This is a genomic window from Aquiflexum sp. (assembly GCF_977115555.1).
In genome coordinates this window covers 1-10,648 of sequence record NZ_CDSBKL010000120.1, presented here as the reverse complement: position 1 = coordinate 10,648, position 10,648 = coordinate 1, and the positions used below count along the sequence as shown (strand labels likewise).

7 protein-coding genes are annotated in these 10,648 nt (G+C 41.5%); all 7 read right to left on the bottom strand.

Translation table 11 applies throughout. The annotated features are described in order from the left end of the window. Positions 1–1,395 (bottom strand): dihydrolipoyl dehydrogenase (gene lpdA, locus ACZFYI_RS09250; protein ID WP_462523840.1); only part of this gene is annotated, 1,395 nt, incomplete at its 3' end. Positions 1,396–1,603: 208 nt separating this feature from the next. Then, positions 1,604–1,963, bottom strand: a complete 360-nt coding sequence (locus tag ACZFYI_RS09245; protein ID WP_462523839.1) for a four helix bundle protein — start codon at positions 1,961–1,963, stop codon at positions 1,604–1,606. A 164-nt stretch (positions 1,964–2,127) separates the two neighbouring features. Then, entirely contained in the window at positions 2,128–3,657 is a 1,530-nt protein-coding gene (gene odhB, locus ACZFYI_RS09240; protein ID WP_462523838.1) for a 2-oxoglutarate dehydrogenase complex dihydrolipoyllysine-residue succinyltransferase, read from the bottom strand. Positions 3,658–3,750: 93 nt separating this feature from the next. Further along, positions 3,751–6,549, bottom strand: coding sequence for a 2-oxoglutarate dehydrogenase E1 component (locus tag ACZFYI_RS09235; RefSeq protein WP_462523837.1), 2,799 nt, complete (start codon positions 6,547–6,549; stop codon positions 3,751–3,753). A gap of 176 nt (positions 6,550–6,725) precedes the next feature. After that, positions 6,726–7,685, bottom strand: coding sequence for a hypothetical protein (locus ACZFYI_RS09230; protein WP_462523836.1), 960 nt, complete (start codon positions 7,683–7,685; stop codon positions 6,726–6,728). A gap of 18 nt (positions 7,686–7,703) precedes the next feature. Further along, positions 7,704–9,359 carry a SusD/RagB family nutrient-binding outer membrane lipoprotein gene (locus ACZFYI_RS09225; RefSeq protein ID WP_462523835.1) on the bottom strand — a complete coding sequence of 552 codons (1,656 nt, stop codon included), beginning with the start codon at positions 9,357–9,359 and terminating at the stop codon, positions 7,704–7,706. 19 nt (positions 9,360–9,378) lie between these two features. Beyond that, positions 9,379–10,648, bottom strand: a 1,270-nt coding sequence (locus ACZFYI_RS09220) for a TonB-dependent receptor domain-containing protein (RefSeq protein ID WP_462523834.1), incomplete at its 5' end; no start/stop codon positions are given.

Below are 10,648 nucleotides of genomic sequence, written 5' to 3'. Positions count from 1 at the left end.
AATATGCAGTGCTCGGTTGTCTGTTGCAGCCAAGCAGGCTTCTTTGAAGGCTTCCGTGTATGTTGGGTGAGCATGTGACATCCTAGCAATGTCCTCCGCCGATGCCCGAAATTCCATCGCGACGACCGCCTCGGCTATCATGTCTGCAGTTCTTGGCCCTATCATGTGCACACCAAGGATTTCATCCGTAGCTGCATCTGCCAATACTTTGACTACTCCATCCGTATCCATGGAAGCACGGGCACGGCCTGAAGCCATAAAAGGAAACTTTCCGGTTTTATATTTTACGCCCTGTTCTTTGAGCTGTTCTTCAGTATATCCTACTGAGGCTACTTCAGGCCAAGTATAAACTACTCCGGGGATCAATAGGTAATTGATATGCGGTTTTTGTCCGGCGATGGTCTCTGCGACAAACACACCTTCTTCTTCGGCCTTGTGTGCCAACATCGCTCCTTTGACCACATCACCTATCGCGTAGATATTTGGTACATTTGTTCTCAAATGCCCATCCACTTCGACCAGGCCACGGTCAGAGATTTTCACTCCTGCAGCTTCCGCGTTCAAACCTGCCGTGTAAGCTTTTCTTCCAATGGAAACCAATACATAGTCCCCGACGATTTCGATGGTTTCTCCTTTGCTGTTTTCTGCTTTTACAATGACTTCTTTGCCTGTGTTTTCCACCGCAGTCACTTTATGCTTCAAATAAAAATCAAAATTCAATTTCTTCAATGACTTCTGAAGTTCCTTGCCCATGGTGCGGTCCATGGAAGGGATAATGGCGTCTAGGTATTCTACTACAGACACTTTCGCTCCAAGTCTGCCGTAGACAGAACCCAATTCCATGCCGATCACACCGCCGCCGATGACGATCATATGCTTGGGAATTTCTTTCAGCTTCAAAGCTTCGGTAGAAGTGATGACCCTTTCTTTGTCGATTTTGATGAAAGGCAAAGATGCAGGCTTGGAACCTGTTGCAATAATGATGTTTTTGCCTTTGATATCTTCTGATGTACCATCGTCTTTGGTCACCTTTACAGTATTGGCATCTACAAAAGAACCCAAACCATGATGCACATCGATTTTGTTTTTCTTCATCAAAAACTGGATGCCATCCACATTTTGCTTGACCACTTCAGATTTTCTTGAAATCATCTGCTCCAGATTGACCTCCAAGTTATCGAGGTTGATCCCGTGGGTTTTAAAAGTATGGGAGGCATTGTGGTAATGTTCCGAGGAGTCCAAAAGAGCTTTGGAAGGGATACAGCCTACATTAAGGCAGGTACCTCCAAGTGTGGGGTATTTTTCAATGATGGCAGTTTTCATACCCAATTGGGCTGCCCTGATGGCTGCTACATATCCTCCCGGACCTGAACCGATTACTATGACGTCGTACATTTTTTTGATGTATTAAGTACAAAGTACCAAGTACCATGTACATGTGGTTATTTTTAAAGATTTTAGTCCCGCTATCGGGATGATACACAAGACGTGAGACTTGGTATCACTGAAGATTGAATTTTGTTGATGTATTTGGTACCAAGTACTAAGTACTAGGTACCAAGTATATAGAATCTTGCTGACGTATTCCGGATCAAGAATCGAATTAAGTATCAATATTCAAACTCATTTTGAGCTTGACAATCATATTTTGCACATGCTCCAATTCTTTTTCAACATTTTTGAAATCTTCGTCATTCAGATAATTCAGGCGATTTGATATCACCATTTGTGTATCCAATTCGAATGAAGATCCTAGAGCAATTCCTAAGAAATTATGGAATTCTTTTTTGCCGTTTCTACCTGCACCCTCAGCAATATTGGAAGGAATAGAAACCACCGCCCGATTCATTTGGCTTATCAAACCGAATCTTTCATCTTTCGGCAGTTTCTCGGTAATCTTGTAAACCTCAACTGCTAAGTCTATGGCCTTTTGCCAAACTTTTAACTCTTTATACCTGTGCATTTTCCTTGGAATTTTAGTGAAGTGATAATTTAACTGAATCTTAAATTTCCGTCACTCCTAAACTTTATCAAGGAGCCAATTTATTCGACTATTTAAATATTTGGTTCTTGGTACATAATACTTTGTACTTTTTGATCACCTTTTACTTCCTACTTCTAACTATATCAAACTCCAAAAAGCAGTCTTGTCGGATCTTCAAGCAATTGCTTGACACGTACCAAAAAGCTTACAGACTCTCTCCCATCGATGATTCTGTGGTCATAGGAAAGGGCGAGGTACATCATCGGAAGGATTTTGACTTCGCCGTTTACAGCCATAGGCCTCTCAACAATGTTGTGCATACCCAGGATAGCAGACTGTGGGGCATTGATGATCGGAGTGGACATCATGGAACCAAAAACTCCTCCATTGGTGATGGTGAATGTACCACCAGTCATTTCTTCTATCGACAATTTGTTGTCTCTAGCCTTGCCAGCTAATCTAACTACCTCTTTTTCAATCTGTTCAAAACTCATGGCTTCTGCATTTCTGATCACAGGTACCACCAATCCTTTTGGAGCAGAAACTGCGATGGAAATGTCGCAGAAGTCATTGTAAATGATTTCATTGCCATCGATCATGGCGTTGACAGCAGGCCATTCCTGAAGTGCTACGCATACCGCCTTGGTAAAAAAAGACATGAAGCCAAGGTTGACACCGTGCTTTTCTTTAAACTGGTCTTTGAATTTTTTTCGCATATCCATGATTGGTCCCATGTTCACCTCATTGAATGTGGTCAGCATGGCTGTTTCATTCTTCACAGCCACCAATCTTCGGGATACAGTTCTTCTCAGGGAAGTCATTTTTTCTCTTCTGCTTTCCCTGGATCCTGCAACTTTTGGAGTAGCGGTCTCAGTTTTAGGAGCTGTTGGCTTTGCTTCAGCTGCTTTTGGAGTTTCTTTGGCTTGAGCGCCCAAAGCGTCTTCTTTGGTGATACGGCCATCTTTACCTGTTCCTTTGACATCCCCTGCACTGATTCCTTTTTCGGCAATGATCTTGGCAGCAGCTGGGGAAGCATGCCCGGTGGCATAGGTTTCATTTCCAGAAGCAGCAGCCTTGGTTGTTTCGACTGCAACAGAACCGGAAGAGGTAGCAGCAGGTGCACCACCTTCTACCACTTCGATTTTACAGATCAAGCCGCCGATTTCAAGGGTATCTCCTTCCTTGGCAACATGCCTGAGGATTCCATTGGCTTCGGCAGGTAATTCAAAAGTAGCCTTGTCAGAGTCGACCTCAGCGATGATTTCATCCAAGGTCACATAATCACCATCCGCTTTTAACCACGAGGCCAAAGTCACTTCAGTGATTGATTCTCCTACGGTAGGTACAATCATGTCTTTGATTTCACCTGTTTTGCCTCCTTGGCTTGATTTTGCTGTTTCCATAACTGCTGTTTTTTCTTCTTTGCTTTCTGAATTTGATTCTGTATCAATCATACAAATCACTGCTCCAATTTCCAATGTGTCCCCTTCTTGGGCTTTGATCTTCAAAGTACCTCCAGCTTCTGCAGTCAGTTCAAAAGTGGCTTTGTCGGATTCCAACTCGCATATCACCTCATCCATTTGGACTTGGTCACCGTCCTTTTTAAACCACTGACCAATGGTAACTTCTGTAATTGATTCCCCTACGGTAGGGACCCTCATTTCTAGATTCATTGTTTCCTTTTTAAAAAGCCAAAACGGCTAAAATTTTTTGACATCAAATAACAATCTCATTGCAGGATGTACAATCTCCTGCAATGAGAAAATTTATGAAAGTTTCAATGCTTTCCTGACGATTTTGCCCTGTTCTTCCACATGGACTTTATTGTAGCCTGTTGCAGGAGAAGCAGAAGGTTTTCTTGAAATGATGTCCATAGGAAGTTCTTTGTACAGCATTCTCAAAATATAATTCCAATAGCCCATGTTTTCAGGTTCTTCCTGTACCCAAACAATCTCAGCACCATTATATACCTGCAAGGCTTCAATGATCTGTTTTTTAGGAAAAGGATGAAGTTGCTCTATCCTGATGATAGCCACATCGGTAACTTTTTCTTTTTCTCTTAATTCATCAAGATCATAAAATATCTTTCCGGAGCAAAGGATCACCCTTTTCACATTTTTTGGTTCCACGGTATTGTCAAGCAAAATCTCCCTAAATCCGCCATTTGTAAATTCCTCCAAAGGAGAAACAACCTTTGGATGTCTCAATAATGATTTTGGAGACATGACCACGCAAGGTTTCCTGAAATCCCATGTCTGTTGTCTTCTCAAAAGATGGAAGAAGTTAGACGGCTCGGTGATATTGGCTACCACCATGTTGTATTCAGCAGATAGCTGAAGGAATCTTTCCGGTCTTGCATTGGAATGCTCGGGTCCCTGGCCTTCATATCCGTGTGGCAACAACATGACGATACCGTTCATTTTTCCCCATTTGGATTCACCTGAGGAAATAAACTGGTCAATCATTGTCTGGGCGCCATTGGCAAAATCTCCAAATTGAGCTTCCCAAATCGTCAATGAATGAGGGTTGGCCATGCCGTACCCATATTCAAATCCAAGGACAGCATATTCTGAAAGCAGGGAATTGTAAATACTGAATAAGCCTTTACTGTCTTTCAGTTCTTTCAAAAAGTTATAAGGTTTATTGGTATTGGCATCATGCACCACCGCATGTCTGTGTGAGAAAGTCCCCCTTTGGCAGTCTTGCCCTGTAATGCGGACAGTTTTACCATCTAGGAGCAAGGTCCCGTATGCCAATAGTTCTGCCGCTGCCCAATTGAGGGATTTGGCTGTAAAGAACATGTCTTTTCTTTGCTTTAATTGTACCTCAATCTGCTTGATCGGCTTGAAGCCCTTTGGAAGGGTAGTCAAAGCTTCAGCAACTTTTTCTATACTTTCAAGGGAAACAGAAGTATCGGGTGACTTTTCAAAGTCCTCAGGAGTAGATCTTCTCAAAGATTGCCATTCCCTTTCAAACTTGGTGAACTGATATGGCAAAGGTTTTTCTTTGACCAAGTTCAGCCTGTCCTGAAGCAATTGTCTGAATTCCTCATCCATTACCCTCGCAATTTCTGCATCGATATCCCCTCTTTCTGTCAATCTCTTAACATAGATCTCCCTTGGATTTGGGTGTTTTGAGATAATATTATATAATTCCGGTTGGGTAAATTTAGGTTCGTCTGACTCATTGTGTCCGTGCCTTCTGTAACAAACCATATCTACAAAAATGTCCCTTCTGTATTTTTGTCTGAATTCCGCAGCAATATTGGCCGCAAAAACAACCGCTTCCGCATTGTCACCATTCACGTGGATAACAGGCGCATCGATGATTTTGGCTACATCAGTACAATAAATTGAAGTCCTCGCATCATCAAAATCTGTCGTAAACCCGACTTGGTTATTGATGACAAAATGAATGGTACCTCCGGTATTGTATCCTTTCAACCCGGCCATCTGTGTCACTTCATATACAATACCCTGACCGGCAACTGCCGCATCTCCATGGATTAGGATAGGAAGGGCTTTGTTGGAATCGTTTTTATGTTGCGAATCAATCTTAGCCCTCATGAATCCAACAACTACGGGATTAACTGCCTCAAGGTGGGATGGATTAGGCGCTAGTTTAAGGTTAACTTTTTTATCTCCTGTGGTAATGATATCGGATGAATAACCCATATGGTATTTGACATCCCCATCACCCATGGTCAGGTCAGGCTTGGCAGTACCTTCAAATTCAGAAAAAATCTGTTCGTAGGTTTTACCCATGATGTTTGATAGGACGTTGAGCCTTCCTCTGTGCGCCATTCCTATCATAACTTCTTCAACCCCAAATTCTGCAGCTGTATTGATGACTGCATCCAAAAATGGGATTGTGCTTTCGCCACCTTCCAAAGAGAATCTTTTTTGACCAAGGTATTTGGTGTGAAGAAAGTTTTCAAATACGACAGCTTGGTTCAATTTAAACAGAATCCTTTTTTTGGCGTCTACCGAAGGATTGAATGACAAGGCTTCTTTTTCAAACTTTGTTTTCAACCAATCCAACATTTCAGGATCTCTGATATATGTATATTCGAAACCGATAGCCCCTTCATAAATGATTTTAAGAGACTCAATGAGTTTAGAAAGCTTTACTGTTCCTATCCCAATTTCCTTTCCGGCCTGAAATTCAGTATTGAGGTCATTTTGATCCAAACCAAAATCCTCGATATCCAACAAAGCCTTCCTATCCCTTCTTTCTCTTACCGGATTGGTTTTGGATCTAAGATGGGCACGAGATCTATAGGCATGTATCAAAGCCCTGACCTTAATTTCCTTTGGCAATTGCTCCATGTCCATGATAGTCCCGGGTGTAAGCAAAGAACCGTTTACACTTTCTTTGGACCCTTCAGGACTTTTTGAAGCAGGAGGAGTACCCTGATCTTCCCCATATTTGGCAATTGCAAAATCAAAGCCATCAAAAAATACCTTCCAGCTTAGGTCTATTGATTCAGGGTTATTTTTATAATCAGAATAGAGCTCATCGATATAAGCTACATGTGCATTTGAAATGTAGGAGAATTTATCCATCGGTTTTATTGTCAACAAGACAAATGTAAACCCAAAAAAAGATATTTAAAAACCGTTAAAACGGTTATACAAATGGAATTAAAAAGCAAAACAACAATATGACAAAAATCGCGATTGGCAAAAAAAAAGCAGCATCTTGAGATGCTGCTTTTTTAAATTATTTTAATTAAGGAATTTTATCTCAATCCCGGAGGCCAAGGCTTGCCGGCATTGGATTTCAATACAACTCGTCCAGTCTCATTAGATGTGTTGACCCAAGTAAATACCAATTCAGCAGCAGATACACTGATGAAGTTGAAAGTATAGGTATCACCATACTTATCCGAACCTGAGAAAGACAAAGATCCACATGCATCATTGAGTCTAACATCTCCTCCAAAAGTATCTCCATAACAATTCCAAAATCCAAAAGTAGCATCTGAAACTCTATAAGAAGTTGTCCCTGCAACAGCAGTAAACGTAACTTTTCCTGTGATTGTACCAGGACACGAACCAAAAGGTGAATCCATATCAGAGGAGGTGAAGTCAAACGTACCTGCCAAGTCTGTAGGACAAACAACAGAAACATTGTACAAGAAAGGAGAAGCATAGAATGCACCACCTTTGATATCAGCACTTGCGTTGACATCATTGAATACACGTCCGAATTTGTCAGTCATTTTAAGACGGAATTCAAACACATCACCACCATTGACCTGTGCCGCAGTAATTCCCAATGCTGAGAAAGTCTCTGCTGAGGTCACTAATATTTGAGCTCTCAAAAACTTACTTTCAGTCGTAGAAGAAAAATCTGAAGCAGAAAGTGTTTTTATAAGCACATCATTTACAGTGGTACCTGTTCCAACAGGAATATATTCCAAACCTACACCCGGAATCAATCTCCTTCTCCTTACCCTGACTTCTACAGATTCAACTGTAGCACCATTTTCGGCATCAACTCCTTCAATAGTAATGTCAAACTTGGCATTTGCCAAATCAAAGAAATTAAAGGTATCACTGGTACGGGCAACTGTCCTAAGATAAGCCCCTGTATCAAAAGTGGAATAGGGAATCCGTGGATCAACGAAGTCAGTACATGAGGTTATAAAAACCAACATGGTTACCAACATTCCTAAACTATATTTTATCAATTTCATATTTTAGTAATTTAGAGATTAATTTACCCAACCGTTACCTTCAGGATTAGTATCCCAGAATACCCTTTGACCAAGATTGGCTTTCTGTGCAGGAGCATTCTTGTTCGTTACTGTGAAAACAGTCGGATACAAGAAAGATCTTGGGAATAATCCCGGATCAACCGCCAAGCCAGGCTGCATGTTATCAGGCTGACCTGTTCTTCTGTGCAGGTTATAAGATTCTGCTCCATTACCGAAAAGTGACAACCAGTATTCTCTGGCAATGATGTTCATTTTTCTATCAGTAGCAGCAGCGTCCCAATCCGCACCAACTTTTGCAAGGTATGCAGCTACAGCAGCATTCCAAGTTGCAGTTGGATGAAATGCAGTCACAACACCAGCCTGTGAAGATGCTAGCGCAAATGACCTAACGAAATCCATATGCTTGGTGACACCATCAAGTACTCTCTGTTTTGCATCGCCAGGTACACCAAGAGTTTGGATAGCTTCAGCAACCATGAAGTCAACATAGGCAGACAACATGATAGGTTGTAGACCTGCACCTCCTGCACCTAAGAGTGGAGAGTTTACAGGCGAGGCAGAATTTTCGTCAAATCGACCTCCTGCAGGATACAAACCATACATTGTTCTTCTGAAACCATCCGGTGGGATACCTTCATTGTTCAAGTGGTCTCTACCCCAGTAACCTTTGCCATTCACAGTCATATTCGGCAAACAGAAAGGAAAACTTCCTGCCAAATAATGTCCAGGAGCTATTTCTCCCAAGCATCTCAATTCATCAGGATCAGTTGGATTGGTTGTAGTCTGACGGTAAAGATAATACCTTACCCTAGGATCTTCCAAACCTTTAGCCTCTGTCAAATGATACATAAACCAAGTGCTTTGGTAAGCACCTCCACCTCCACCATACTGACCAAATTTTGGTGCTCTGGAATCAGGGTTGGTTTGACTAGTACCATATCTGAAAACAAAATCATCACCTGCTTTCAACAAATTGTCTTCAGCTACCAAGGCAGCTATTCTAGCCGCTGAACCACTGTTTACCAATTTGGTATTGAGGTAATACCTCAATTCCAGAGTGTTAACCAATCTCTGCCATCTTACTACGTTATTGTTGTAGAACAAATCTGTAGGAAGTGCTGCCGTAGAAATTGCGAAAGCTGCCCTTGCTGCCACCAATTCATCCAATGCAACTTTATATACATCCTCAGCACTGTCAACTGTTGGCGCAAAATCACTTGCGTTCAAAGCCTTAGAATAAGGAACATCACCAATATGGTCTACCAAATGCATCAAAACCATAGCTTTGATCACTTTTGCAATAGCAACGTGTCTAGGGATAGGTCTTTCAGGTGTATTAAGTTCATTTTCAATAAATTGAATATCACTTAAGATGGTAGCATAAGAAGTACTCCAAACCCCGTTTAAAGCTTCCGGGCCATATGCGTTCTGATAGTTTACATTTGGTTGGGACAATATCCTGGTGATCTGTGCACCGGTATTGCTGATACCCTCAAACATTCCCGCATATGCCAATTGAACGTTATTTAGAACCCAACTAGGATCAGCTGTAGCAGCTGTAACTTCATTTGGACTATCCAATAAATCAAGGTCACATGATGATGCGAATAGCAAAGTACATGCAACTATCAAACTATATATTTTTCTTTTCATTATAGTAAAATTTAGTGGTTTAGAATGCTAAGGTTAATGTACCACCGAATCTTCTTGAACTTGGACCAGTTACAAAGTCAAAGCCCAATCCATTACCGACACCTACACCCAACACGTCAACATCGTAGTTCATGTTTGGAGGGAAGTTAAGCGCTCTAAACCAAAGGTTAGTACCGCTAAGTGCAACAGAAGCACGTCTAAATGGAGTTTTAGAAAGAATAGACGAAGGAAGGTCATAACCAAACGACAATTCTCTCAACTTAACTGCTGAGCCATCAAATACGTTTGACTCATCAGCACCTACGTGATAACCGTCAAAGAAGTAGTTAGATGCAGTGATTTGGATATCATTAGGAGTTCCGTCTCTTTTCACACCCGGAAGAATGAAACTCATCTCTCTATCTACGACAGGATCTTTGGTCACCCCTCTAGCAAGGGTAGCAGTCACAGTGTTAGAGAAGATGATTCCACCTCTTCTGTATTCTAACATGAAATTCATGAAGAAGCCTTTATATCTCAAGGTGTTGATCCAAGAACTTGTCCACTTTGGATTTGGATCTCCCAAAACACCAATATCAGTATCTTCAAGGTAAGTCCCGTTAGTATCTACTATTGGCTGACCAGTTTGCTCGTCACGGGCAAAAACAGTTCCTTTGATGATACCGAAAGGCTGTCCAGGGATAGCAAAGTTACCTAGGGTAGTAAAACCTGCATAAACCACTTCTTCCAAACCTTCACCCAATTCCATGGTAACTGTTCTGTATGCAGTCCAGTTTAAGATAGTCTCCCAGCTGAATCCGCTTGCCGTAGTAATCGGAGTTGCAGTTCCTTGGAATTCAATACCTCTGTTTCTGATCTTACCGATGTTGATGGTAGTATTCGTGAAACCAGTGGAAGGGTCAATAGGTGCAGAAGTAATCAAATTATTGGTGTTCTTCTGGTACAATGAGATGTCAAATCTTACTTTGTTGTTGAACATGGCTGTTTCAATACCAAATTCAACCTCCTCATGCAATTCAGGCTTTAAGTTAGGATTACCTAAAGTATTACTCAATGAATGAGTCTGAAAAAGGGTTCCTCCAGCATTTTGGAAAGCCCTTGAAGACTGACTCAAGATATTTCTTGTCCTATAAGGACTAGGAAAACCTGCAGAGGTACCATAACCCAATCTCAATTTCAAATCATTGACCGTAGATGAATTCCAGTTGAAAGCATCTGAAGGTATGAATGAAACTGAAGCACCCGGATAAAGGATTCTTCTGTTTTCAGGCTCTACGGTGGAAGTCCAG